At 67.2% G+C, this 24,046-nt stretch carries 23 protein-coding genes; 13 read left to right on the forward strand and 10 right to left on the reverse strand.

Translation table 11 applies throughout. The features are described from left to right. Positions 1-9: 9 nt before the first annotated feature. From TS85_RS01915 to TS85_RS01930, 4 genes are all read left to right on the forward strand, one after another. Positions 10-285 carry a DUF3572 family protein gene (locus tag TS85_RS01915; RefSeq protein WP_044330102.1) on the forward strand — a complete coding sequence of 92 codons (276 nt, stop codon included), beginning with the start codon at positions 10-12 and terminating at the stop codon, positions 283-285. Continuing rightward, the gene (locus TS85_RS01920; RefSeq protein WP_044330103.1) at positions 285-911 is read left to right on the forward strand and encodes a hypothetical protein; all 627 of its coding nucleotides are present in this window, start codon (positions 285-287) and stop codon (positions 909-911) included. Before TS85_RS01915 ends, TS85_RS01920 begins: the two co-directional genes overlap by 1 nt. 32 nt (positions 912-943) lie before the next feature. Further along, positions 944-1,414, forward strand: a complete 471-nt coding sequence (locus tag TS85_RS01925) for a RidA family protein (protein WP_044330104.1) — start codon at positions 944-946, stop codon at positions 1,412-1,414. Positions 1,415-1,677: 263 nt separating this feature from the next. Then, positions 1,678-2,463 (forward strand): TorF family putative porin, encoded by a 786-nt coding sequence (locus TS85_RS01930; RefSeq protein WP_044330105.1) that lies wholly within the window; start codon positions 1,678-1,680, stop codon positions 2,461-2,463. A 148-nt stretch (positions 2,464-2,611) separates the two neighbouring features. On the opposite strand, the gene TS85_RS01935 is transcribed toward TS85_RS01930, so the two are convergent. Genes TS85_RS01935 through ileS form a run of 3 tightly spaced genes read right to left on the reverse strand, consistent with a single transcriptional unit; the run spans position 2,612 to position 6,604 of the window. Then, complete coding sequence (locus TS85_RS01935; protein WP_044330106.1) at positions 2,612-3,034, reverse strand: DUF3035 domain-containing protein; 423 nt, start codon at positions 3,032-3,034, stop codon at positions 2,612-2,614. Further along, positions 3,027-3,563, reverse strand: a complete 537-nt coding sequence (gene lspA / locus TS85_RS01940) for a signal peptidase II (RefSeq protein ID WP_044330107.1) — start codon at positions 3,561-3,563, stop codon at positions 3,027-3,029. The genes TS85_RS01935 and lspA overlap by 8 nt, the downstream gene beginning before the upstream one ends. After that, positions 3,560-6,604 carry an isoleucine--tRNA ligase gene (gene ileS, locus TS85_RS01945; RefSeq protein ID WP_044330108.1) on the reverse strand — a complete coding sequence of 1,015 codons (3,045 nt, stop codon included), beginning with the start codon at positions 6,602-6,604 and terminating at the stop codon, positions 3,560-3,562. Before ileS ends, lspA begins: the two co-directional genes overlap by 4 nt. Positions 6,605-6,696: 92 nt before the next feature. On the opposite strand from ileS, the gene TS85_RS01950 reads away from it, so the two are divergent. Further along, positions 6,697-7,167 carry a tryptophan-rich sensory protein gene (locus tag TS85_RS01950; RefSeq protein WP_162184680.1) on the forward strand — a complete coding sequence of 157 codons (471 nt, stop codon included), beginning with the start codon at positions 6,697-6,699 and terminating at the stop codon, positions 7,165-7,167. A 359-nt stretch (positions 7,168-7,526) separates the two neighbouring features. Here TS85_RS01950 and TS85_RS01955 read toward each other — a convergent pair whose 3' ends face one another. The 3 genes from TS85_RS01955 to era form a co-directional block, all read right to left on the reverse strand. After that, entirely contained in the window at positions 7,527-8,453 is a 927-nt protein-coding gene (locus tag TS85_RS01955) for a bifunctional riboflavin kinase/FAD synthetase (RefSeq protein ID WP_044330110.1), read from the reverse strand. Between the two features lie 227 nt (positions 8,454-8,680). Then, positions 8,681-9,667 carry a nitrilase-related carbon-nitrogen hydrolase gene (locus TS85_RS01960; RefSeq protein WP_044330111.1) on the reverse strand — a complete coding sequence of 329 codons (987 nt, stop codon included), beginning with the start codon at positions 9,665-9,667 and terminating at the stop codon, positions 8,681-8,683. Beyond that, the gene (era, locus tag TS85_RS01965; protein WP_044330112.1) at positions 9,664-10,569 is read right to left on the reverse strand and encodes a GTPase Era; all 906 of its coding nucleotides are present in this window, start codon (positions 10,567-10,569) and stop codon (positions 9,664-9,666) included. Before era ends, TS85_RS01960 begins: the two co-directional genes overlap by 4 nt. A 284-nt stretch (positions 10,570-10,853) precedes the next feature. On the opposite strand from era, the gene TS85_RS01970 reads away from it, so the two are divergent. Continuing rightward, complete coding sequence (locus tag TS85_RS01970; protein WP_044329758.1) at positions 10,854-11,786, forward strand: IS110 family RNA-guided transposase; 933 nt, start codon at positions 10,854-10,856, stop codon at positions 11,784-11,786. Beyond that, positions 11,771-11,932, forward strand: a complete 162-nt coding sequence (locus TS85_RS25160; protein ID WP_155006274.1) for a hypothetical protein — start codon at positions 11,771-11,773, stop codon at positions 11,930-11,932. Before TS85_RS01970 ends, TS85_RS25160 begins: the two co-directional genes overlap by 16 nt. Before the next feature lie 22 nt (positions 11,933-11,954). On the opposite strand, the gene rnc is transcribed toward TS85_RS25160, so the two are convergent. Together rnc and lepB are read right to left on the reverse strand one after the other, a co-directional pair. Next, entirely contained in the window at positions 11,955-12,623 is a 669-nt protein-coding gene (gene rnc / locus TS85_RS01975) for a ribonuclease III (RefSeq protein WP_044330113.1), read from the reverse strand. Beyond that, on the reverse strand, positions 12,620-13,483 hold the full coding sequence (lepB, locus tag TS85_RS01980; protein ID WP_044330114.1) for a signal peptidase I: 864 nt from the start codon (positions 13,481-13,483) through the stop codon (positions 12,620-12,622). Before lepB ends, rnc begins: the two co-directional genes overlap by 4 nt. A gap of 104 nt (positions 13,484-13,587) precedes the next feature. Between lepB and pgi the strand changes: the two genes are divergently transcribed. Genes pgi through gorA form a run of 4 tightly spaced genes read left to right on the forward strand, consistent with a single transcriptional unit; the run spans position 13,588 to position 17,100 of the window. Next, positions 13,588-15,081, forward strand: coding sequence for a glucose-6-phosphate isomerase (gene pgi / locus TS85_RS01985; RefSeq protein ID WP_044330115.1), 1,494 nt, complete (start codon positions 13,588-13,590; stop codon positions 15,079-15,081). Positions 15,082-15,138: 57 nt separating this feature from the next. After that, positions 15,139-15,345 carry a type II toxin-antitoxin system VapB family antitoxin gene (locus tag TS85_RS01990; protein WP_044330116.1) on the forward strand — a complete coding sequence of 69 codons (207 nt, stop codon included), beginning with the start codon at positions 15,139-15,141 and terminating at the stop codon, positions 15,343-15,345. After that, the gene (gene vapC, locus TS85_RS01995) at positions 15,342-15,752 is read left to right on the forward strand and encodes a type II toxin-antitoxin system VapC family toxin (protein WP_044330117.1); all 411 of its coding nucleotides are present in this window, start codon (positions 15,342-15,344) and stop codon (positions 15,750-15,752) included. The genes TS85_RS01990 and vapC overlap by 4 nt, the downstream gene beginning before the upstream one ends. Before the next feature lies 1 nt (position 15,753). Then, on the forward strand, positions 15,754-17,100 hold the full coding sequence (gorA, locus tag TS85_RS02000; protein ID WP_044330119.1) for a glutathione-disulfide reductase: 1,347 nt from the start codon (positions 15,754-15,756) through the stop codon (positions 17,098-17,100). A gap of 90 nt (positions 17,101-17,190) precedes the next feature. Here gorA and TS85_RS02005 read toward each other — a convergent pair whose 3' ends face one another. Both TS85_RS02005 and glmM read right to left on the reverse strand, forming a co-directional pair. Further along, positions 17,191-19,305, reverse strand: coding sequence for a TonB-dependent receptor (locus tag TS85_RS02005; protein WP_227698631.1), 2,115 nt, complete (start codon positions 19,303-19,305; stop codon positions 17,191-17,193). A 192-nt stretch (positions 19,306-19,497) separates the two neighbouring features. Next, the gene (gene glmM, locus TS85_RS02010) at positions 19,498-20,838 is read right to left on the reverse strand and encodes a phosphoglucosamine mutase (RefSeq protein ID WP_044335687.1); all 1,341 of its coding nucleotides are present in this window, start codon (positions 20,836-20,838) and stop codon (positions 19,498-19,500) included. A gap of 71 nt (positions 20,839-20,909) precedes the next feature. On the opposite strand from glmM, the gene TS85_RS02015 reads away from it, so the two are divergent. Both TS85_RS02015 and TS85_RS02020 read left to right on the forward strand, forming a co-directional pair. Further along, entirely contained in the window at positions 20,910-22,175 is a 1,266-nt protein-coding gene (locus tag TS85_RS02015; RefSeq protein ID WP_044330122.1) for a dicarboxylate/amino acid:cation symporter, read from the forward strand. Between the two features lie 308 nt (positions 22,176-22,483). Further along, positions 22,484-23,989: an alpha/beta hydrolase family protein gene (locus TS85_RS02020; RefSeq protein WP_227698632.1), complete on the forward strand. Its 1,506-nt coding sequence runs from the start codon at positions 22,484-22,486 to the stop codon at positions 23,987-23,989. Positions 23,990-24,046: the final 57 nt, after the last annotated feature.

Here is a 24,046-nt window from a genome sequence, read left to right on the forward strand (position 1 = left end):
CCCTAGGCGATGGCGGCGCGCGAAACAAATGGATCGGCCGATGCCGAGGCGCTCGCGCTGCAGGCGCTGGTGTGGACGCTGGGCGAGCCCTCGCGCGCGGCGCGGCTGCTCGACGTGACCGGGCTCGATCCCGCCGGGCTGCGCGCGGGGGCGGGCGATCCCGCGCTGCTCGCCGCAACCTTGGCGTTCCTCGAGAATTACGAGCCTGACCTGATCGCCTGTGCCGACGCGATCGGCACGACCCCCGCCCGACTCGTCGCCGCACGCGCGGCGCTGGAGAGATGATGAAGCCCCTGTTGATCACCGATTGCGACGAAGTCCTGCTTCATATGGTCCGCCATTTCGGGTCGTGGCTCGACGAGGCGCACGACATCGATTTCGCGCTCGACGGCAGCGACTTCGCCAACTCGATGCGCCGCCGCGCCGACAGCAGCATGGTCGAGGGCAAGGCGATGTGGGCGCTGCTCGACGGTTTCTTCCCCGCCGAAATGGCGCGCCAGACGCTGGTGCCGCACGCGCGTGAGGCGCTGGCGGCGCTGGCCGAGGTCGCGGACATCGTCGTCCTCACCAATCTGGGTGACCATTGCCGCGAGCACCGCGTCGCGCAACTCGCCACGCACGGCATCGCGCACCGCGTCGAATGCAACCAGGGGCCAAAGGGGCCGCCGGTTGCGCGGCTGGTCGAATCGATGGGGTCGCCCGTCGCAGTGTTCGTCGACGATCTCGCGGTGCATCACGAATCGGTCGCCGCGCATGCGCCCGCGGTCCACCGGCTGCACATGATCGCCGAGCCCGCGCTGGCGGCGAAGGTGCCCGCGGCGCCCCATGCGCACGCCCGGATCGACGATTGGCGCGAGGCACAGGACTGGATCGCGCAGCGCTTCGCCACGGGGGCCGGGGCGGGGGCTTGACCCCCGTCGCCGCGGGTGGTTGATCCGCGGCCATGACTGCTCAGATCGATGCGAAGCTGGCCGAGCTCGGCCTTTCCCTCCCCGAAGCCGCGGCGCCCGTCGCGGCCTATGTGCCTGCGGTAGAGGCGGGCGGGTTGCTCCATGTCTCGGGGCAGCTCCCGTTCAAGGACGGCGCGCTGATGACCGGGCGGCTGGGCGAGGATCGCGACCTGGCGTTCGGGCAGGAAGCGGCGCAGCGTTGCGGGCTGATGCTGGTCGCGCAGATCGCCAAGGCGCTGGGCGGCGACCTGGGCCGCGTCGAGCGGATCGTGAAGCTGGGCGTGTTCGTCAATTCCGCGGCGGGGTTCAGCGACCAGCCCAAGGTCGCCAATGGCGCCTCGGAACTGATGCAGGCGCTGTTCGGCGAGGCCGGGCGCCATGCCCGCAGCGCAGTGGGCGTTCCTGCGCTGCCGCTGGGCGCGGTCGTTGAAGTCGACGCCGTCGTGGCGATCCGCGCCGCCTGATTTCCGTTACCGCGTCAAAAAAAAACGCCGTCGTTCGCGGCGGTAGCAGTCGTGCGCGTAGAGGAAACCAGCAACATAATGTTGCGAAGCAGCAACACAAATCTGCGAACCGGCGCCGAGTTCGCCAATTTTGTTGTGCGGCGCAATTGGTTCCGGCAATGTTATGTCGCAATTCGGAAAGCAGCGCAGGCAAATTGCCGAACAGACGCCGCGACGAAGCGCAGCAGGTGGGGACCCTGAAGCCAGATTTGAAAGGGATTTCCATGCGCACTTCGATGATCAGCCTCGGCGCGCTCTTGCTCGCCTCTGCCGCGCCGGCGATGGCGCAGGAAGCCAGCGAAGCAGCCGAGCCGACCCCGGCGGTCACCATCACCGGTAATTTCGGCGCGACGACCGACTATCGCTTCCGCGGTCTCAGCCAATCGCACGAACATGTTGCCGGTCAGGGCACGATCAACGTCAACCACGAATCGGGCGCCTATGTCGGCACCTGGGCGTCGACGATCGACGACACCTATTCGCTGCCCGGCTATGGCGACGTCGAAGTGGATCTGTACGGCGGCTATACCAAGACGCTGAGCAACGGCCTCGGATATGACGTCGGTTTGCTCTACTATTTCTATGCGGGCGCGCCGAAGCTCAACAACACCGACTTTTTCGAGCCCTATGCCTCGGTCAACTACACCTTCGGCCCGGCCAATGTGAAGGTCGGCGGCAACTATGCCTGGAAGCAGAGCGGCACCGCCGACCAGGACAGCCTGTACCTGTACAGCAACGTCGCGGTCACCGTGCCGAACACGCCGATCCCGCTCAAGCTGCTCGGCCATGTCGGTCGCTCGGACGGCTATCTCGGCAAGTTCAACCTCGACGCCGGCGACGAGAATTATCTCGACTGGTCGCTGGGCGCGGAAACCTCGTTCCAGGGCTTTACGCTCGGCGTGTCCTATGTCGACACCGACATCACCAGCACGCGTATCGGCGGCGACAAGTTCAGCAATACCAAGGGCGCGGACACCACCGTCCTCGGCTATCTGACCTACGCCTTCTGATCCGCCGCGGGGGCGCTTCGGCGTCCCCGTCCGGACGGCAACACAAAAACGCCGGCCCGCGAGATGCAGGCCGGCGTTTTTGTGTGCGTTGCCGGCGCGACCGGTCTCGGTCGGCGCTCGCCCGATCGGGGGCGAACGCCGTACCGGCTTATTTCGGAGTCGTAGGCGTCGTGGCGCGCGCGTCCTTGCCGTCGCCTTCGGGGGCGGCGACGATGTCGCGCGTGGTGTTACCCTTGTCGACGACGCTCGTGCCCGGGCTGCCCGCATTGCTGCGCGCCCCGACATCGGCGCCGCTGCGGCCTGCGGCGTCGAGCGTGCTGTTCTCCGAAGCACTGCGCGCGGCCGATCCGCCGAACAGCGCGTCGATCGCCTGGTTGGCGGCGGACACGTCCTGCGGACGCGGCGCGCCCGGTTGCGGCGGGACCAGCGCGAAATCGGGCGGGATCACCAGCGGCGCCTGGCGCGCGACGGCGAATTCGTCCGGGCGCTGGCGGTCATAGCCGCTCTTGCCACAGGCGGAGAGCGAGCCCGCGAGCGCCAGGCCCGAAGCGACGAGGATCAGCTTACGCATTGACTTCATTCTCCACAGAAACCGGCGCGACGGCGGGTTTCGCCGTCGGCTTATCGCGCACGAACAGCGCGCGGATCAACAGAATCAGTACGCCGATGGTAATTGCCGCATCGGCGACGTTGAACACGAGGAAAGGGCGCCACGCGCCGAAATGCAAATCGGCGAAATCGACGACATAGCCCAGCCGGGTGCGGTCCAGGATATTGCCCAGCGCGCCGCCCAGCACCAGCCCCAGCGCGACGACGTCGGGCAGCTTGCGCTCCTTGAGCAGCCACCACAGCACGCCCGCCGCAATCGCCCCGGTCAGCAGCACCAGCATCCAGCGCATCGTCGTCCCGCTCGCGGGCAACAGCCCCAGCGACACGCCGACATTCTTGACGAAGCGCAGGTCGAAGATCGGCAGCAGCGTCATCGACGCGTCCTGCACGTTCAGACCCAGCGGGCCCGTCACATAATATTTGGTGCCCTGATCCAGCAGGAACACCAGCACGGCCACCAGCAGGCCGATCGCTCGCGTCGTGAGTTTCATGCGCCAACCACCCCCGCACAGCGGTCGCATAGCGCGCCGTCCTGTGCAACTTCGGGAAGATGGCGCCAACACCGGCCGCATTTAAGGCGCTGGGTGGGCACGACGGTGACCGTTTCGCCCAAAGCGACCTTCGACACGATGAACAGCTCGGCCAGATCGTCGGCGGGCAGCGGCAGCGCGGGCACCGTCACTTCGGCCTCCAGGCTCGATCGCACGGCCTTTTCGCGGCGATACGGCTCGATCGCCTCGGTCACCGTCTGGCGCAGCGCGCGGACTTGCGCCCAGTCATGCGTCACCGACGCCCCCTCGGGCAGCACCGGCCACTCCAGCAGGTGGACCGAGCTGGCCTCGCTCGGGAAGCGCGCCTGCCACACTTCCTCCGCCGTGAACGCCAGGATCGGCGCGGCATAGCGGACCAGCGCGTGGAACAGCGTGTCGAGCACCGTCCGGTATGCCCGCCGCTTCGGATCGGTCGCCGCGTCGCAATAGAGGCAATCCTTGCGGATATCGAAGAAGAAGGCCGATAGATCCTCGTTCGCGAAATCGGTCAGCGCGCGGCTGTAGCGGTTGAATTCGAACGCATTCGCCGCATCGCGCAGCTCTGCGTCGAGCGTGCCGAGCTTGTGGAGGATATAGCGCTCCAGCTCGGGCATCTCCGCCACGGGCAGCGTCTCGGCGTCGCTGAACCCCTCCAGCGCGCCGAGCAGATAGCGGAAGGTATTGCGGAGCTTGCGGTAGGTGTCGCCGGTGCCGGCCAGCACTTCCTTGCCGACGCGGACATCGTCGAAATAATCGGTCTGCGCGACCCACAGCCGCAATATGTCCGCGCCGCTCTCGCCGATGATCTTGAGCGGATCGACGACATTGCCGAGCGACTTGGACATTTTCTTGCCCTGGCCGTCGAGCGCGAAGCCATGCGTCAGCACCGCGTCATAGGGCGCCCGCCCGCGCGTGCCGACGCTTTCGAGCAGCGACGACTGGAACCAGCCGCGATGCTGGTCCGAACCCTCGACATACAGGTTCGCGCGAACCCCCTCGCCGTACCGCGCCTCGATCACGAAGCTGTGCGTCGATCCCGAATCGAACCAGACGTCGAGAATGTCGGTGACGACCTCGTAATCGGCCAGCGCGTAGTCGGGCCCGAGCAGCGCCTGATGGTCCGCCTGGAACCACGCATCGGCGCCCCCGGCGCGAAACGCGTCGAGGATGCGCGCGTTCACCGCCGGATCGGCCAGATACAAGCCGGTCGCGCGGTTGACGTACAGCGCGATCGGCACGCCCCAGGCGCGCTGGCGGCTGATCACCCAGTCGGGGCGACCCTCGACCATCGAACGGATGCGGTTGATCGCGCGCTCGGGCACCCAGCGGGTATGCGCGATCGCGTCGACCGCGAGTTCGCGGAGGGTGGGGGCGTTGCTCTGCGCTCCCCCGCCCGCTTGCGGGAGGGGGCTGGGGGGTGGGCCCCCGGCATCAACGGGCGAGTCGCCGGTGGAGGGCGAGGGCCCACCCCCGGCCCCTCCCGCAAGCGGGAGGGGGGAAGAAGGCCTGTCCATCGGGATGAACCATTGCGGCGTCGCGCGGAAGATGATCTTCGCCTTGCTCCGCCAGCTATGCGGATAGCTGTGCTTGAAATCGTCCGACGCGGCGAGCAGGCCGCCGGCGGCGCGCAGGTCCGAACAGATCGGGCCTTCGGCGCTGGTGAACTTCTTGTTGATCACCGATCCCTGGCCACCCAGCCACGCCCAGTCGGCGCGGTACATGCCCGCGCCGTCGACGGCGAAGACCGGGTCGATGCCGTATTGCTTGCACAGCAGGAAATCGTCCTCGCCATGGTCCGGCGCCATATGGACAAGGCCGGTGCCCGCATCGGTGGTGACGAAGTCGCCGGGCAGGAACGGCCGCGGCTTGGCGAAGAACGCCAGCGCAGCCTCGCTCACCCCCTCGTCACCCCGGGCCCCGCTGCCTTCGCCAGCGGAAGAAGCGGGGCCCCGGCCTTCGCCGGGGTGACGGAGATAGTTGTAGATCGGGTGACGGGCGGTGGCGCCGGCGAGCTGTGAGCCGTCAAAGTCACCGTCGGAGCGCAGAAAAGCGGTGACGCCCAGAGCTTTGGAAACCCGCTTTTCGAACGCCTCGCGCAGACTCGCTGCGACGATGTAGCGCCCTTGCTCCACCCACGGCACGCTACCCCAAACGGTTTCTCGCTCGCTGTCTGGGACCATCCGATCCGCCACTAGAAGCTGGCAGTCGAGATACTCAATCTCCGGCCCATACGCCAAAGCCTGGTTCACCGGGATCGTCCACGGCGTGGTCGTCCAGATCACCGCATGCGCGCCGACCAGCTCCGGCGCGTTCGGCGCATCGACAATCTCGAACGCCACGTCGATCTGCGTCGACACGATGTCCTCATACTCAACCTCGGCCTCGGCCAACGCGGTCTTCTCCACCGGCGACCACATCACCGGCTTGGCGCCGCGATACAGCTGCCCGCTCTCGGCGAACTTCAACAGTTCGGCCGCGATCCGCGCCTCGGCGTCGAACTTCATCGTGAGGTACGGGTCTTCCCAATCGCCCATCACCCCCAGCCGCTCGAACTGGCCGCGCTGGACCGCCACCCATTTCTCGGCATAGGCGCGGCATTCGGCGCGGAAGGCGACGGGGTCGACTTCGTCCTTGTTGAGCTTCTTGGCGCGATACGCCTCCTCGACCTTCCATTCGATCGGCAGCCCGTGGCAGTCCCAGCCGGGGACATAGGGCGCGTCCTTGCCCATCAGCGTCTGGCTGCGGACGATGATGTCCTTCAGCACCTTGTTCATCGCATGGCCCATGTGAATGTCGCCATTCGCATAGGGCGGGCCGTCGTGGAGGATGAACCGCTCACGCCCGGCGCGCGCCTCGCGCAGCTTGGCGTACAGCCCGATCTTGGCCCAGCGTTCGAGGATCGCGGGTTCCTTGGCGGCGAGGCCGGCCTTCATCGGAAAGTCGGTCTTCGGCAGGAAGACGGTGTCGCGCCAGTCGGCGGGGGGCGTGTTCGTATCGGTCATGGGTCGCTGGCAATTAGAGTAGCCGGGGCGACATGCAAAGCCTCTCCAGCAAATCGCCGCTTCATGGCATGAAGGCGGGGAAGGAGAGGCACATGGCAACCGGATTCGCCGCCGCGCGCGGCCAGGGGACGATCGTGAACATCGTCGCGTTCGTCGCCGCCGCGCTGATCGGCAACGCGCTGGTCTTCGCCACCGGATCAGCGGGCGGCCCGCCGCCGCCGGGCTCCGAGGGGCTGTTGCCGCCGGGGCCCGTGGTCGGCGCAGTGTGGCTGGTCCAGTTCGCGCTGATGGGCGTGGCCCGCGCCTGGGTGCTGCGCGATGGCGGCGCGGGCGAATGGCGCGGCTGGCTGCCGGTGGCGATCGGGGTGATCTGCCTGGCGTTCCCGGTCTATACCGCCGGGTTGTCCGATCCGGCGGCGGGGGCGGTGGGGACGGTGGTTACTTTGGTGGTGGTGGTGATCGCGATGCTGGCAATCGGCCAAAGCTCGTCGCGCGCGGCATGGGCGCTGGTGCCTTTGGCGTGCTGGCTGGGCTATGTGGCTGGGGTGTATTATCTGACGTGAGGGGCTGCGAGAGAGAAGAATATTTTCTCACACAAAGCCACGAAGGCACCAAGAGAAGAAGAAGTTATTTTTCGCGCAAAGATGCAAAGGCGCAAAGAAGAAATTATAAAGTGCGATAAATACATAAATCCGTTCGTGCTGAGCTTGTCGAAGCACGGTGAGTCTCACTGCCCTTCGACAAGCTCAGGGCGAACGGTGAGGTGTGACGCAGCCTTTGCTTTTCGCTGACCACGGACGCCCCAAGGGAAAACCTCTTTGCGCCTTTGCGTCTTCGCGCGAAAAAGCCTTCTTCTCTCCGTGCCCCCGCGCCTTCGCGTGAGAAAACCTTCTTATCTTCGTGGCTTCGTGTGAGAAAAGCCTCAACCCAGCAAAGCCGCCCGAGCCGCCACCGAATCGGCATCCATCTGCACCGTCATCGCGTCCATGCTGTCGAACTTCGCCTCCGGGCGGAGATACTCGATCAACGCCACTTCGATCACCTGCCCATACAGATCCCCGGAAAAGTCGAAGAAGAAACTCTCCAGCAATTCGATCGGCGGGTCGATGCTCGGGCGGATGCCCAGATTGGCGACGCCGTCGAGGATGCGCCCGTCGCCCAGCCGCCCGCGCACCGCGTAAACGCCGTACGCCGGGCGCAGATAATTGGCGAGGCGCAGGTTCGCGGTCGGATAGCCCAAAGTCCGCCCCAGCTTCGCGCCATGCTCGACCACGCCCTGAACCGCAAAGGGCCGGGTCAGCAGCGCCGCCGCCGCGCGCGGCTGGCCCTCGCGGAGCAGTTCGCGGATGCGGCTGGAGGAGATGGTCGCGCCGTCCAGCGTCACCGCCGGCACCACGTCCGCCGTGAAGCCCAGCTCCGCCCCCAAAGCGGCGAGCATAGAGACATCGCCCTCGCGCCCCCGGCCAAAGGTGAAGTCGTCGCCCGTCACCACGCCGCCCGCGCCGATCTCCGCCACCAGCCGCGACTCGGCAAAGCCGCGCGCGCCCAGCGCCGCCAGCGCTGCGTCGAAATGCAGCACCAGCATCGCATCGGCGCCGGCCTCGGCGAACAGCCGCTGCCGCTGGTCGAGCGTGGTCAGCCGGAAAGGCTCGCTGTCGGGCCGGAAATAGCGCTGGGGATGCGGATCGAAGGTCGCGACGATCGCCGGGCGCCCCCGGGCACGCGCGCGTTCGATCGCACGGCCCACCACCGCCTGGTGCCCCAGATGAAATCCATCAAAATTGCCCAGCGCGACGATCGCCCCGCGCAGCCGCGCCGGAACCGCCGAGCCGCTGTCCAGCCGCTCCATGCCGCGGGCTATAGGGGGCAGGGGGGCGCCCTGAAACCCCCCTGTAACAGGCGGGGTGATCGCATTATGGCATCGGGCAAATACAACTGCGGTCATCCCAGCGCATGCTGGGACCCATTAGCGGCTCCGCTGGAGGCAAAAGTGCAGCCGGAGCACCGAATGGATCCTGACTTTCGTCAGGATGACAATCTGTTCTCTCCTATGCGTTTCCCCCGTCACAGGCCCGGCTATGCCGCCGCCGATTCGCCCGCCGAATCCTCGATATCGACGATCCCGGTGCGCGGGCGGCGGTCGACGCGCAGTTCGAACATATCGGGTCGCGACTGGGCGCCTGCCATGTCCATCGTGCCGAGCCCGCGATCGACATCGCCCAGGTCGAGATCGGCGGTCAGGATCACCGGCCGGTCCCCCGCCTGCGCCAGCGTGACTCCGTCCGGGGCGATGATCGCGCTGTTGCCCTGCTGGAGCGCGCCTTCGGGCAAGGCCGCGAGCAGCGCCAGGCCCGGCCCATCGCCGCCGCCGGCGCGCGCATAGCCATGGACCAGGTCGTGCCGCGTCAGCAGCGTCCCCGCCGCCAGCACGAAGCACCGCCCCTCATAGGCATAATGCGTCGAGGCGAGCAGCGCGATGTCGTCGAGCGCGGGCCAGGCGGCGACATGCACCGTCTCCCCCGCATGGTGCATCGCCGCGCGCGCCAGCGGCATCCAATGCTCGGCGGCGGCAAGCTGGCCGATGCTGCCCCAGGGCGCGGTGTGGACGCCCAGCGTCGACCCGTCGCCGGTGCCCAGCAACAGCGGTTCGCCCGGCGCGAGCATCAGCTTGCGGTGGCGCAGCACCGGCGCCTTGGGCCGGAGCAGGAACTGGGTGCTGTACAGGCTGCCGCGCACGCGCTCGTATCCGCCGAACGACACGATCACCCCGGCGATATCGACCGCCCATTGCAGCGGCTGGAACCGGGGGTCGTCGCCGCGCAGCGCCTGTGCCAGCAGCAGCGCGTGGAGATCGCGCGTGCCCGGATGCTCCCACAGTGTCGCGGGGGCGTGGTGGCGGAGCCAGGCGGGGGCGCCGCCGACGAAATGCTCGCCGAACGCGATCACTTTCGCGCCCAGCTCGATCGCGTCCTTGGTCGCGCGAGTCACGCGCGCCATCCCCTCGCCGATCGCGAGCGGAACCGAATATTGCTGTACGATCGCTGCCTTCAGGCTTTGGCTCATTCGACCCAGTCCAACCCTATCTCACGGTAAAGCGAGCGGTCATCCTGCCAGCCGGGCCTTACTTTGACGTGAAGATAGAGGTGGACGGGAACGCCCATGATCCGGCTCAGCTCGGCACGGGCGCGGGCGCCGATTTCCTTGATGCGGGTGCCGCCCTTGCCCAGCACGATCGCGCGCTGGGTTTCGCGCGCGACCAGGATCTGCTGGTGGATTTCGACCGAGCCGTCGGGGCGCTCCGAATATTTCTCGGTGTCGACCGCGCTGGCATAGGGGAGCTCGGCGTGGAGCTGGAGATAGAGCTGCTCGCGGGTGACTTCGGCGGCGATCATCCGCTCGGTCGCGTCGGAGACCTGGTCCTCGGGGAAATGCCACGGCCCCTCGGGCAGGCGCGCGGCGAGTGCGGCCTTCAGTTCGGGCACGCCGTCGCCGGTCGCGGCGGAGACGAAGAAGGTCTCGTCGAACGCCACCGCCTCGTTCAGCTTGGCGGCATGGCCCAGCAGGCGCGGCTTGTCGGCCAGGTCGACCTTGTTGAGGATCAGCAGCTTGGGCTCGCTCCGCCCGGCGAGCGACTCGATCACGGCATGGACCTTCGGCCCGATCCCGGCCTTGGCATCGACCACCAGCGCGATCGCGTCGGCGCCGTCGGTGCCCTCCCACGCGGCGGCGACCATCGCGCGGTCGAGCCGGCGTTCGGGGGTGAAGATGCCGGGCGTATCGACCAGCAGGAGCTGGGCCTCGTTCTGGATGGCGATGCCCATCAACCGGGCGCGGGTGGTCTGCGCCTTGGGGCTGACGATCGCGACCTTCTGGCCGACCAGCGCATTGACGAGGGTCGACTTGCCCGCATTGGGCGCACCGAGAACCGCGATCAGGCCGCAGCGTTGGGGAGGGGATTGGGTCATGGGTTCCGATTGTAAAGCGTATTGGGACTGTGGGCGAGGGTGTTGAAAACGCCCCTACCCGAAGAGGGAGGGGTTGGGGGCGCGTTTTTCCACACCGTCATGCTTGTAACTTGCCAACTGCAGCATTGCATGAAGAATGCGGTGCGGCTTCGGCGGGAAGTTCGAATCATGCAAGGGTTGCAGAGCCCGTAGTTCAGCGTGAACAGCCCGCTGTAAGGTCATTGAACCCGAACAGTCGCTTGGGCCTCTGCAAGGCAAGCCCGATTGCGCAAGCCCGGGAGACGATGACCATGACGTATGTGGGTATCGATGTTTCGAAGGATCGCCTGGACGTCCATGTCTCGCCCGCGGGCGAGGCCTGGACGGTCGGGCGCGATGCCGAGGGTCTGGAGGCGCTGGTCGCGCGACTGGGCGTATCGGCCCCGTTGTGCATCGGGCTGGAGGCGACCGGGGGCTATGAGACGGTGGTGGCTGCCGCGCTGGGGGCAGCAGGCTTGCCGGTGGCGGTGATCAATCCCGCGCAGATCCGCCATTTTGCGCGCGCATTGGGCAAGCGCGCCAAGACCGACCCGATCGATGCCGCGGTGATTGCGCGCTTTGTCGAGGCAACGCGCCCGCCGCCGCGCGCACTGGCGGATACCGAGACGCGCGCGCTGGCCGACCTGGTGGCGCGGCGCCGGCAGATCATCGCGATGATGGTGAGCGAGCGCCAGCGGCTGCGGCGCGCAACGCTTCTGCCGCTGCGCAAAAGCATCGAGCGCCTGCTGGCTGCGCTGCAAAAGGAACTGTCCGACCTTGAACGGACGATCGACGAGGCCGTGCGGGGCTCGCCCTTGTGGCGCGATCAGGAGGCGCTGCTGACCTCGATCCCAGGCGTCGGCCCGACCACCGCCCGCACGCTGCTTGCCGAACTGCCCGAACTCGGCCAGCTCGGACGCCGCCAGATCAGCGCGCTCGCCGGCGTCGCGCCCTGGACCCGCCAGTCCGGCCAATGGCGCGGAAAGGCCATGATCGGCGGAGGACGCCCCACCGTCCGCTCGGCCCTCTTCATGGCCGCACTCGTCGCCAGTCGCTACAATCCCGTGCTCCAGGCGCTCTATCAGCGCCTCATCGCCAGCGGAAAACCCAAAAAGGTCGCCCTGATCGCCCTCGCCCGCCGCCTGCTCACCTTCGCAAACGCCATCCTGAGGAGCAAATCCCCATGGCTCGCCGCTTGACGCCAAAGACAGTCGCTGAACTTGTTTCAGCATCCAACCCTCAGCCCGCTACGCCGTTGCTTGTGGCGACATGGATGCTGAAACAAGTTCAGCATGACGGAGGTAAGAAAAAGACGGATTTTCTCAAGGCGATAGATCGTCCTTGAAGGAGGGGAAGCGAGAGCGGCCCTATTTCCCCAGCTTCTCCAACAACGCAGCCGCAGCGGCGGTCTCCGCTTCCTGCTTGCTGGTGCCCTCCGCACTCGCCTCCGCCAGCTTGCCGACCGTCACCTTCACGGTGAAGCGCGGGGCATGGTTGGGCCCCGATCGGTCGACGATCTCATAGTCGGGCGGGCGGCGGTTGTGCGCGGCGGCCCATTCCTGGAGCGCCGATTTGGGGTGCTTCGGCGCCTGGCTATGGACGTCGATGCGGTCGGCCCATGCGCCGCGGATGAAATCGCGCGCCGCCTCCAGCCCATATTCGAGATAATAGGCCCCGATCAGCGCCTCCACCACGTCGCCCAGCACATTGTCGCTGTTCGCCGCGCCATCGTCGCGCGCCTGCTTGCCGAGCCGCAGATGCGGCACCACGCCCAGCGCGCGCCCGACATCGGCACACACCGGCCCGGTGACCAAAGCGTTCAGCCGCCGCGACAGCGCGCCTTCGGGCTCGTGCGCGAAATTGGCGTACAGCCATTCGGCCATCACCAGCCCCAGCACGCGATCGCCCAGAAACTCCAGCCGCTCGTAATTCGCCGCCGCCTGGCTGCCATGCGTCAGTGCGCGCTCATAGGCGGTCAGGTCGCGCGGTCGCCGCCCGAACGTCGCTTCGATCCACCCCCCCAGGTCGGGACTCAAAAGCCCTCCCCGATGCGGCTCCAGCGCGCCGCAGTGAACCAGGTCCAGGGCAGGAACCAATTGGCGTTGCCGTCGGTTGACCAGAAGCTGACCACCGCCTTGCCCTCTATATTCTCGAGCGGCACGAATTCGATCCCGCCTTCTTCGTGGCTGAAGCGGCTGTCGGTCGAGTTATCGCGATTGTCGCCCATCAGGAACACATGCCCCGCCGGCACCGTATAGACGCCGGTATCGTCCTGCGGGCGCAGCCCCAGGTCGAGCACGTCATAGGTCTTGCCATTGGGCAAAGTCTCGCGGAAGCGCGGGATCGAACAGGTGACGTTGCCCTCGGCATCCATGCTCTGCGACGCCGTCGGGCAGCGCCCGAAATTGGGCGTCAGCGGCAGCACGAACTGCGCGATGCGCTGCTTCGGCACGGGCTTGCCGTTCAGGATGATCTGGCCATGCACCATCTGCACGCTGTCGCCGGGCAGGCCGATGACGCGCTTGATCCAGTCGGTATTGTCGGTCGGCGGCGCCTTGAACACCACCACGTCGCCGCGCTCGGGCGTGCTGCCGAAGATACGGCCCGGGATCAGCGGCAGGCTCCACGGCAGCGAATGCCGCGAATAGCCGTAATTCCATTTGGTGATGAACAGATAGTCGCCGATCAGCAGCCGCGGCATCATCGATTCGCTGGGGATGCTGAACGGCGAGAAGATGAAGCTGCGCACGACGAACACGATCAGCGCCAGCTTGACCAGGAACGAAGCGAGGTCGCGCCATTCCGACTTGGGCTTTTCGGGGGCCGTCCCGACCGAATAGGGCTGGGGCGCGGCTTCCGCCGGCTTGGCTGGCTCTGCGGGGGGCGCGTTTTCCATGCGCGTTGCTCTGCTAGCACGGCGCGGTTGCGTCAAGCCGATGAATCCGGGTGGCACCGCCGCGGGCGGGACGATAGGGGAGGGGCGCCACACAGGAGATTAGCATGGCCCTGCCCGACTGGACCCCGATTCAAGCGCTCGACCGCGCGCCGCTGACCGATCTTTTCGCCGCCGATCCCGGCCGCGTCGAGGCGCTGTCCGCCGATGTCGCCGGGATTCGCTTCGACTGGTCGAAGACGCATCTGACCGCAGAGGCCGTCGCGGCCTTCGCCACGCTCGCCGATCGCATGGGGCTGGCGGCCAAGCGCGACGCGCTGTTCGCGGGCGCGGCGATCAACAATACCGAGGGCCGCGCCGCCGAACATAGCGCCGAACGCGGCGAGGGCGCGCCGGAGAGCGTGGCGCGCGCGCGCGGCTTCCACGCCCGGATGCGCGGGCTGATCGACGCGATCGAGGCCGATGCGCTCGGCCCGGTGCGCCACATCCTCCATATCGGCATCGGCGGGTCGGCGCTGGGGCCCGACGTGCTGGTCGATGCGCTGGGCCGCGATACCGATCGCTATGACGTCGCGATCGTCTCCAATGTCGACGGCGTCGCGCTCGAAGAGGCGATGGACCGTTTCGACCCGCAGGCGACGTTGCTCGCGATCGCGTCGAAGACCTTCACCACGACCGAGACGATGCTCAACGCCCAGAGCGCGCTCGAATGGATGACGGCAGGCGGCGTCGAGGACCCCTATGGCCGCGTCGTCGCGCTCACCGCCGCGCCCGACAAGGCGGTGGAATGGGGCGTCGACGAGACGCGCGTGCTGCCGTTCTCCGAAAATGTCGGCGGGCGCTATTCGCTCTGGTCGTCGATCGGCTTCCCCGCCGCGCTCGCGCTCGGATGGGATGCGTTCGAGGAACTGCTGGAGGGCGCGGCCGAGATGGACCGCCATTTCCGCCTGACCAGCCTGTCGCACAACGCGCCGGTGCTCGCGGCATTCGCCGACCTCTATTACACCCAGGTCCGCGGCTGCGAGACGCGCGCGACCTTCGCCTATGACGAGCGGCTGCGGCTGCTGCCCAGCTATCTGCAACAGCTCGAAATGGAATCGAACGGCAAGCGCGTGACGGCGGAAGGCCAGCCCGTCGACTGGCCGACCGCGCCGATCACCTGGGGCGGCGTCGGCACCGATGCCCAGCACGCGGTGTTCCAGCTTCTCCACCAGGGCACCCGGCTGGTCCCCGTCGAGTTCATCGGCGTGATCGAGGCGGGCGATTCGCTGGCCGACGATCATCACCGCCAGCTGCTGCTCAACATGTTCGCGCAGGGTGCGGCGCTGATGGCCGGGCGCGATGCCGAGGACAAGGCGCGCGCCTATCCCGGCGACCGCCCCTCGTCGACGCTGCTGCTCGACCGGCTCGACCCGCGCACGCTCGGTGCGCTGCTGGCGTTTTACGAACAGCGCACCTTCGTCAACGCGGTGCTGCTCGGGATCAACCCGTTCGACCAGTTCGGCGTCGAGCTGGGCAAGGAAATGGCCAAGGCGGCGGACAAGGGCGGGCTGGCATTCGACGCCTCGACCACCGACCTGATTCGGCGGGCGTTCGGCTGACGCTTGTGGCCTCCGGCTGGCGTGCCTATGTGTACGCCAGCCCCCAAGGATACACCTATGCGGACCAACATCGAGATCGATCCGGAACTGGTGTCGCAAGTGATGCGCGTTACAGGCGCGCGCACCAAGCGCGAGGCAGTCGACCGCGCGCTGCGCGAGACGTTGCGCCTGCGCCAACAGGATGCGCTGCTCCAGCTCTGGGGGATTGGGTGGGACGGTGATCTGGATGCGATGCGCACCAGCAAGCATCTGCCCGCCGAATGATCCTTGTCGACAGCAGCGTCTGGATCGACTTTCTCAATGCCCGCGAAACGCCCCAGACGATGTGGCTCAAACACGCGCTCCCGCGCTTGTCTCTAGGGACCGCCGATCTGGTGCTCGCCGAGGTGCTCCAGGGAACCCGAACGGACAGGGATTTCACCTTGGCCCGCAACCTGCTGACGACGCTTGATGTGGTGACGCTCGGCGGTGCTGATATCGCGATCGCTGCGGCGACCCATTATCGGCAGCTCCGCACGCTAGGCATCACGGTCCGCAGGACGATCGACGCGCTGATAGCCGCCTACTGCATTCGTGCGAATTGCCCGCTGCTCTTTTCCGACCGCGACTTCGACCCCTTCGTCCAGCATCTCGGCCTCAGGTCGGCGCTCGATATTCCCGGAGTGAACTGAAATGTCCGACTATGACTATGACCTGTTCGTCATCGGCGCGGGTTCCGGCGGCACCCGCGCGTCGCGGGTCTCGGCGGCCTATGGCGCGAAAGTGGCGGTGGCGGAGGAATATCGCGTCGGCGGCACCTGCGTCATCCGCGGCTGCGTGCCCAAGAAGCTGCTCGTCTATGGCGCGCATTTCGCCGAGGATCTGAAGGACGCGCGCCGTTTCGGCTGGGACGTGCCCGATTGCAGCTTCGACTGGAGCGTGCTGCGCGACAATGTGCTGGCGGACGTCGATCGGCTCAACGGGCTGTACACGCATGGGCTCGAGAATAACGGCGTCGACATCCTTCTCGAACGCGCCACCGTCACCGGCCCGCACGAAGTGACGCTCGCCAGCGGGCGCGTGGTTACCGCCAAGGTCATCCTGATCGCCACCGGCGCGCACCCGCATGTCCCGGAATTCGAGGGGAGCGAGCATGGCATCACCTCGAACGAAGTGTTCCACCTGCCCACGCTGCCCAAGCGCATCCTGATCGCCGGCGGCGGCTATATCGCCAATGAATTCGCCGGCATCTTCAACGAGTTCGGCAGCCATGTCACGCTGGTCAACCGCACCGACGTGATCCTGCGCGGCTATGATCATTCGGTGCGCGACCGGCTGCTCCAGATTTCGATCACCAAGGGGATCGATTTCCGCTTCCACTCCGAATTCCGCCGGATCGAGAAGCTGGAAAGCGGCGCGTTTCGCGTCGAGCTGAGCAAATATGAGCCAATCGAAGTCGATTGCGTGCTGTTCGCCACGGGCCGCGTGCCCAATACGCGCGGGCTCGGGCTGGCCGAGGTCGGCGTCGAGCTGGACGCGCAGGGCGCGATCAAGGTCGATGCCGATAATCGCTCGACCATCGACAGCATCTATGCGGTCGGCGATGTCACCAACCGTATCCAGCTGACTCCGATCGCGATCCGCGAGGGGCAGGCGTTCGCCGACACGCTGTTCGGCGGCAACCCGCGCCAGGTCGATTACCACTGCGTCCCCAGCGCGGTGTTCAGCCACCCGCCGATCGGCGCCGTCGGCATGACCGAGAGCGAGGCGCGCAACAAGCTCGGCTCGGTCAAAGTCTATATGTCCGATTTCCGCGCGATGAAGAACGTGCTGGCCGACCGCAACGAGCGTTCGCTGTACAAGATGGTGTGCGACGGCGTGACCGGAAAGGTCGTCGGCCTCCACATGATCGGCCCCGACGCGCCCGAAATCCTCCAGGCGGCGGCAGTGGCGGTGAAGGCCGGGCTGACCAAACAGGCCTTCGACGACACCGTCGCGCTGCACCCGAGCATGGCCGAGGAACTGGTGCTGCTCAAATAGGCGGGCGCTCCTCGCGGGCGTCAAACAGAAAGGGGCGCATGCCGGTATGCCCGGCATGCGCCCCTTTCGTTTGTGCCCGATGCGGCGGCGTTACTGCGAGTTTACCCGCAGCCGCAGCCCGATCGTGCGCGGCGTGGGGCCCTGGCCCGAATTGGGGCCGGAGTCGCCGATGAAGGTTGGGCCGCGCTCGTCGAAGAGGTTGTTGGCGATCAGCGCCAGTTCCCAGTCGCCGCGGCGCAGGCCCGCAGTCAGGTTGGCGAGATTATACGGCCGGGCGCGGCCGTCGGTCTGGATACGATCGCCGCTGTGGCTGAGCGAGATATTGCCGAAGCCTTCGAGGTCGTCTGCCAGCTCGCGGGTGTAGTTGGCATCGATCCGGAAGTTGTTGCCCAGCGTGTTGATCAGCCGGTCTCCCTCGCGCACCGTCGACAGGACGTCGGGGTTGACCGTGTTATATTTGCTGTCGTTGAAGTTCGCGACGAAGCCGAGGTTCAGACCCTTGACCGGGGTACGCCAATGCGTCTCCAGATCGATGCCGCGCGTGGTCGCGTCGCCGAAATTGGCGAAGCCGTTGACGCTGGTGATCCCGCCGGTGACCGACGTCTGCAAATTGGTGTATTTCAGGTTGTAGAGGTTCAGCCCGATGCTGAGCGCGCGGCCGGGGCTGCGCCACTTCACGCCGAGTTCGTAGTTGGTCGAGCGTTCGGGGTCGAGCGCGACCTGCGCATTCACGCCGACCATTTCGAGCGACTGGACCTGCACCCGCGACTGGACGATGCCGGGGCGGAAACCGGTCGCCGCCGAGATGAATACCGTCAGATCGTCGGTCGGCAGATAGGACAGGTTGCCGCGCCACGTCACGACATCGGCCTTGGTCGGCACGCTGCCGGTGCTGTCACGGAACGAGCGATCGTCGTGATAGGTGCGCAGGCCCACCAGCGGCACCAGCTTGCCGTCGAACAGGTCGTAGCTGACTTCGCCGAACACCGCCCAGTTCTTGGTGATCGTGTCGTTATCGGCGTTGATGAGGACGCCAGGCAGCGTCAGCAGATTGACCTGCGGACCCGATCCGTCCTGGTACGAACCGCCGATCACCCAGTGCAGCGGACTGGTGCCGTTCGAGTTCACGCGCAATTCCTGCGCGAACATCTTGGGCAGGAACTGGCTGGAGAAGGAGCCGGCGGGCGATAGCGGGATGTTGATCCCGAACTCGCCCTCCAGATGGCTGGTCGCGCTCGTCACCGTGAAGCCGTTGAAATCGACCGTGCCGGTCAGGCTGTAGAGCGTGAAGTCGCCGTTCGAGAAGCCCTGCTGGCCCGCAGTGTTCTCGAAATAGGGCGGCTCGACCGAGGCAGTGAAGCCGGTGAAGTCCTGGCGCGGGCGGAAATGCCAATATTGCGCGCGGATGTTGACGTTGTCGGCGGGGCGCAGCAGCGCGACGACGCGGATATCGTCGTTCTTGGCGCCGTTGACGCCCTTCTGGTCCGGAGTGCCGTCATAGGCGCCGAAATAGGCGTCGGCCCAGCCCTTGTCCTGCGAGAAGCCGCCGCTGACGCGGACCGCGAGGCGATCCTTGATGATCGGCACCGAAACTGCACCGGCAAAGCCATAGTTCAGGCTGTCGGCACCCTGCGTCTTGGTCGATTCGGCCTCGAACGCGTACTGGACCTTTTCGAGGTCCGGATCGCGGGTGTGGAAGATGAACACGCCGCCCGACGAGCCCTGGCCATACAGCGTGCCCTGCGGCCCGCGCAGCACTTCGACGCGCTCCATGTCGAGGAAGCGCACCGGCGGCGCGATGCCGAAATTGGTGACGATGAAGGGCGTGTCGTCGAGATAATAGCCGATCGGCGAGTCGCCGTTCTGGGTGACGTTACCGCGCAGATTGTAGAAGCGCGACCCGTTCGACTGGCGGAAGCCCTCGGCGGCGCCGGGGATGCTCGACACCAGATCGCCGATCGTGGTGATGTTGCGCTCCTTCAGCTCCTCGCCCGTGAACGCCTGGATCGCCATCGGCACCGACTGGAGCGTCTGCGCCGCCCCCTTCTGCGCGGTGACGACGATCTCCTGCGTGTCCTCGACCGAAGACCGCGACGTCGATTGTTGCTCGGTGGTGGGTTCGGCGGCGGTTTGCGCCGAGGCGGCGTGCGACACCAGCGCGCTCGCGATCGCGAACGACGCGGCTGCAGCGTAATATAGTTTCATATTCCTCATCCCTGCGATTTGTTTTCTCAATCGATTGCATAAAGGGTTTCAGGGCGATTGGTCAAGCGGGTTGGCAAAGGGCGCAGCACCGCAACGCCGCAAAACCGGCTAATTCCTGCAATCGTTTGCTATTGGCTGTAATATTGCCACAGGCGCCCTGCGGCCCCGCGCAGGCCCGGGCGCGTCGCGCGCTTAACCCGCGGCCACGCGCACCGCGTCGCAGATCCGGTCGACGACGGCATGCACCTGCGCGGCGTCGTCGCCCTCGGCCATCACCCGGATCACCGGCTCGGTGCCCGAGGGCCGGATGACCAGCCTGCCGCGCCCCGCCAGCTCGGCCTCGGCGCCGGCGATCACCTCCTGTACTGCGATCGCGTCGAGCGGCTTGCCGCCCTTGAAGCGGACATTCTTGAGCAATTGCGGCAGCGGATCGAAGCGGTGGAGGACTTCGCTTGCAGGCGCGTCCGCGCGGACCAGTTCGGCCAGCACCTGGAGCGCCGCGACCAGCCCGTCGCCGGTGGTGGCATAGTCCGACAGGATGATGTGCCCGCTCTGCTCGCCGCCGACATTATAGCCCGATCCGCGCATCTTCTCCAGCACATGGCGGTCGCCGACCGCGGTGCGGACCAGCCCCAGCCCCTGTGCGGACAGATGCCGCTCCAGCCCAAGGTTGGACATCACCGTCGCGACCAGCCCGCCCCCGGCCAGCCGCCCCTGCCGTGCCCAGCCGGTGGCGATCAGCGCCATCAGCTGGTCGCCGTCGATCACCCGCCCGGTCTCGTCGACGACGATCAGCCGGTCGGCATCGCCGTCCAGCGCGATCCCGATCGCCGCCCCGCTGGCGACCACGGTCTCGCACAGCGTATCGGGCGCCGTCGATCCGACGCCGTCGTTGATGTTCTTGCCATTGGGGCTGACGCCGATCGCGATGACGTCGGCGCCGAGTTCCCACAATGCCGAGGGGGCGACCTGATACGCCGCGCCGTTCGCGCAATCGACGACGATCTTGAGCCCGTCGAGCCGCAGGTCGGCGGGGAAGGTCGACTTGGCGAAGTGGATATAGCGCCCGCGGGCATCCTCCACGCGGCGCGCGCGCCCGATATCGGCGGAGGCGGCGAGCGGCACCTCGCCATCGATCAGCGCCTCGATCGCGGCTTCGTCCTCGTCCGACAGCTTGTATCCATCGGGGCCGAACAGCTTGATCCCGTTATCGGCATAGGGGTTATGGCTGGCGGAGATCATCACCCCCATGTCGGCGCGCATCGAATGCGTCAGCATCGCCACCGCAGGCGTCGGCATCGGGCCGACCAGCACTACGTCCATCCCCACGCTGGTGAACCCCGCGACCATCGCGTTTTCGAGCATATAGCCCGAAAGCCGCGTGTCCTTGCCGATCACCACCCGGTGACGGTGATCGCCGCGCCGGAAATGCGCGCCCGCCGCCATGCCGACCTTCATCGCCATCGCCGCGGTCATCGGATGGGCGTTGGTCGCGCCGCGGATTCCGTCCGTCCCGAAATATTTTCTTGCCATGCTTCGCCCGTTTGCGTCCTTGTGGCGTTTCGTGCCCGCATCGATAGCGGCGAAAACCACAAAGGGCGAGCATGTCGCAACCTACCCGAATCCTCCTCTCGCTGATCGTCGGACTGACCGTCGGCGCGCTCCTTGCCGGCTATGCGCCCGAAACCGGGCTGGCGGTCGCCGAATGGGCGCAGCCGGTGGGGCAGGCCTGGCTCAACGGGCTGCAGATGACGATCGTGCCGCTGGTCGTCGCGCTGCTGATCACCGGCGTCACCGCCACTGCCGAGGCGGCGCAGGCCGGGCGGCTCGCGGGGCGGGCGATCGGGATGTATGTCGGGCTGCTGTTCCTGTCCGCCAGTGCTGCCGCCGTGCTCACCCCGCTGTTCCTCCAGATCGCGCCGCTGCCGCAGGAATCGGCGGCGAGCCTGCGCGCCGCGCTGGTCGGGGCGGAGGCGATCGGGCCGGTGCCGCCGCTGGGCGAGTTCCTGGCGGCGGTCATCCCCGCCAACATCGTCAAGGCCGCTGCCGACAATGCCTTTCTCTCGCTGATCATCTTCTCGCTGATCTTCGCCTTCGCGATCACCCGCGTCGGCGCCGAGGCGCGCGCGACGATGACTCACTTCTTCGTCGCGGTGCGCGACGTGATGCTGGTGGTGATCAACTGGGTGCTGTGGGTCGGCCCGATCGGGGTGTTCGCGCTGGCGCTGGTAGTGGGTGCCAGGGCGGGGACCGGGGCGTTCGGCGCGCTGATCCACTATATCCTCGTCGTCGCGGGGGTGGGATTCGTCGTCGCCTTGTTCGCCTATCCGGCGGCGGTGATCGGCGGGCGGATCGGGCTTGCCCGCTATGCCCGCGCCGCGCTGCCCAGCCAGGCGGTGGCGTTCAGCACCCAGTCGTCGCTCGCGACGCTGCCGGTGATGATCGAAGGCGCGAGTGCGATCCGCATACCCGTCGCAGTATCGGGGGTCACGCTGCCGCTCGCCGTCGCGATCTTTCGCGCGACCGGGCCGGCGATGAACTTCGCGGTCGCGATCTATGTCGCCGAATGGTTCGGCGTACCGCTGAGCCCCGCGACGCTCGCGGTGGGGACGGTGGTCGCGACGCTGACTTCGCTCGGGTCGGTCAGCCTGCCCGGCACCGTCAGCTATGTCAGCGCGATCGCCCCCGTCGCGGCGACGATCGGCGCCCCGGTGGCGCCGCTGGGGCTGCTCGTCGCGGTCGAGACGCTGCCCGACATCATGCGGACGGTGGGCAACGTCACCTGGGACCTGGCGGCGACGGCATGGCTGTCGCGCGGCGCCGGCGACGTGCCGATGGACGAGGCGGACGAGATCGTGCTGCGCGAGTAGTTGGCGGCGGGCTGAGAAGGTTTTTTCGCGCAAAGACGCAAAGGCGCAAAGAGGGTTTGCCCGGCCCGCGCGCTTTTCAGACAATCGGCGCGACAGCGCCCCTGATGCGAGCGCCGCACGCCTCTCCAGAGCAGCCACTGGGGCTCTTCTTTTTCTTAGCGCCTTTGCGTCTTTGCGCGAAAAACCTTCTTCCCTGCGCTCCTTTGCCGCGAACAACGGAGTCATTGACGCGCCCCTGTGCCTCCCGCCTTATGCGCCCTGCGGCCAACGAGTCGCGCCGCCGGGCGGGCAACAGGGGAGAGGCAAGCATGCACCATCACAAATTCGCGCGCGTCGCGCTCGCGCTCGCGATGATCGCGACCCCGATCGCCGCCGCGCAGGACGCCCCGCGCCGCATGACCAGCGACCAGGCACAGGCGCAGATGATGGCGCAGCTCGGCATCCAGGCGATGATCCCCGGCCCGAGCGGCGACGAAAATGCGCCGAACCACGCCAATTATGACGAGGCGCTCGCCAACCCGTTTCCAACGCTCCCCGACCCGCTGACCACCAACGCCGGGCGGAAGGTCACCACCGCCGACCAATGGTGGAAGCTGCGCCGGCCCGAAATCGTCGAGGGCTTCGAGCGCGAAGTCTATGGCCGCGTGCCCGCCACCGCCCCGCGCATCCGCTGGACCGTCACGGCGACCGATCGCGAGCGGATCGGCTTCACCCCGGTGATCGCGCGGCGCGTGATCGGCCATGCCGACAACGCCGCCGCACCCGGTATCACGGTCGACATCCGGATGGTCGTGGTGACGCCCGCCAACGCCAAGGGGCCGGTGCCGCTGTTGATCCTGTTCGGTCGCGACGATTTCCCCGCGCCGTCGCAACCGACGCGCACCGAGTTCGAGCGGATCGACGCCGCGATCAAGAAAGCGCTGGTCGCGCAGGACCCCGGGCTCGCCGCGATCTTTGCCGCGCACCCCGCCTATCCGCTCGCGCAGGAGCCGCCCTTCCGCTTTCCCGAGCGCGACGCGCGCGGCGACCTGCCTCGCACCGACCAGCTCATCGCGGCGGGCTGGGGCTATGCGCTGCTCGATCCGGGGACGATCCAGCCCGACAGCGGCGAGGGGCTGACCGAGGGGGTGATCGGCCTGTCCACCCGCGGCCAGCCGCGCAAGCCCGACGATTGGGGCGTGCTGCGCGCCTGGGGCTGGGGCGCCAGCCGCGCGCTCGATTATCTCGCGACCGATCCGACGATCGACGCCGCGCGGATCGGAGTCGAGGGCGTGTCGCGCTATGGCAAGGCGGCGTTGGTCGCGGCGGCGTTCGACGAGCGGTTCGCGGTGGTGCTCGTCGGATCGTCGGGCAAGGGCGGCGCCACGCTGCTGCGGCGCAATTTCGGCGAGGCGGTGGCCAGCCTGACCGGCGGCGAGCATTATTGGATGGCGGGCAATTTCCTCAAATATGGGGCGGCAAAGGCGGACACGCTGCGCAACGCGGGCGACCTGCCGGTCGATTCGCACGAGCTGATCGCGCTGGTCGCGCCGCGCGCAGTGTTCCTCAGCTATGGCATCCCCGAACAGGGCGACGCCCGCTGGCTCGACCAGCGCGGCAGTTTCATGGCGGCGATGGCGGCGGGGCCGGTGTTCGAACTGCTCGGCGTGAAGGACCTGGGCGTGGGGTACGACTATCGCGCAGCGGTGCTACCGCCGGTGAATAGCGGGCTGCTCGACGGGCGGCTGGCGTGGCGCCAGCATGACGGCGGGCATACCGACCAGCCGAACATGCGCTATTTCATCCCCTGGGCGGACCGGCAATTGGGGCGGTAGGGGGCGGCGCCCAAAACGCTCTGTTCCCGGCGTCGAGGATGGCGCTAAGCTAGGCGC

The organism is Sphingomonas hengshuiensis, from assembly GCF_000935025.1.
Taxonomy (GTDB): domain Bacteria; phylum Pseudomonadota; class Alphaproteobacteria; order Sphingomonadales; family Sphingomonadaceae; genus Sphingomonas; species Sphingomonas hengshuiensis.

Coding starts and splice junctions, on each gene's coding strand:
- TS85_RS01915 (WP_044330102.1), top strand. CDS start 10: ATGGCGGCGCGCGAAACAAATGGATCGGCCGATGCCGAGGCGCTCGCG.
- TS85_RS01920 (WP_044330103.1), top strand. CDS start 285: ATGAAGCCCCTGTTGATCACCGATTGCGACGAAGTCCTGCTTCATATG.
- TS85_RS01925 (WP_044330104.1), top strand. CDS start 944: ATGACTGCTCAGATCGATGCGAAGCTGGCCGAGCTCGGCCTTTCCCTC.
- TS85_RS01930 (WP_044330105.1), top strand. CDS start 1,678: ATGCGCACTTCGATGATCAGCCTCGGCGCGCTCTTGCTCGCCTCTGCC.
- TS85_RS01935 (WP_044330106.1), bottom strand. CDS start 3,034: ATGCGTAAGCTGATCCTCGTCGCTTCGGGCCTGGCGCTCGCGGGCTCG.
- lspA (WP_044330107.1), bottom strand. CDS start 3,563: ATGAAACTCACGACGCGAGCGATCGGCCTGCTGGTGGCCGTGCTGGTG.
- ileS (WP_044330108.1), bottom strand. CDS start 6,604: ATGACCGATACGAACACGCCCCCCGCCGACTGGCGCGACACCGTCTTC.
- TS85_RS01950 (WP_162184680.1), top strand. CDS start 6,697: ATGGCAACCGGATTCGCCGCCGCGCGCGGCCAGGGGACGATCGTGAAC.
- TS85_RS01955 (WP_044330110.1), bottom strand. CDS start 8,453: ATGGAGCGGCTGGACAGCGGCTCGGCGGTTCCGGCGCGGCTGCGCGGG.
- TS85_RS01960 (WP_044330111.1), bottom strand. CDS start 9,667: ATGAGCCAAAGCCTGAAGGCAGCGATCGTACAGCAATATTCGGTTCCG.
- era (WP_044330112.1), bottom strand. CDS start 10,569: ATGACCCAATCCCCTCCCCAACGCTGCGGCCTGATCGCGGTTCTCGGT.
- TS85_RS01970 (WP_044329758.1), top strand. CDS start 10,854: ATGACCATGACGTATGTGGGTATCGATGTTTCGAAGGATCGCCTGGAC.
- TS85_RS25160 (WP_155006274.1), top strand. CDS start 11,771: ATGGCTCGCCGCTTGACGCCAAAGACAGTCGCTGAACTTGTTTCAGCA.
- lepB (WP_044330114.1), bottom strand. CDS start 13,483: ATGGAAAACGCGCCCCCCGCAGAGCCAGCCAAGCCGGCGGAAGCCGCG.
- pgi (WP_044330115.1), top strand. CDS start 13,588: ATGGCCCTGCCCGACTGGACCCCGATTCAAGCGCTCGACCGCGCGCCG.
- TS85_RS01990 (WP_044330116.1), top strand. CDS start 15,139: ATGCGGACCAACATCGAGATCGATCCGGAACTGGTGTCGCAAGTGATG.
- vapC (WP_044330117.1), top strand. CDS start 15,342: ATGATCCTTGTCGACAGCAGCGTCTGGATCGACTTTCTCAATGCCCGC.
- gorA (WP_044330119.1), top strand. CDS start 15,754: ATGTCCGACTATGACTATGACCTGTTCGTCATCGGCGCGGGTTCCGGC.
- TS85_RS02005 (WP_227698631.1), bottom strand. CDS start 19,305: ATGAAACTATATTACGCTGCAGCCGCGTCGTTCGCGATCGCGAGCGCG.
- glmM (WP_044335687.1), bottom strand. CDS start 20,838: ATGGCAAGAAAATATTTCGGGACGGACGGAATCCGCGGCGCGACCAAC.
- TS85_RS02015 (WP_044330122.1), top strand. CDS start 20,910: ATGTCGCAACCTACCCGAATCCTCCTCTCGCTGATCGTCGGACTGACC.
- TS85_RS02020 (WP_227698632.1), top strand. CDS start 22,484: ATGCACCATCACAAATTCGCGCGCGTCGCGCTCGCGCTCGCGATGATC.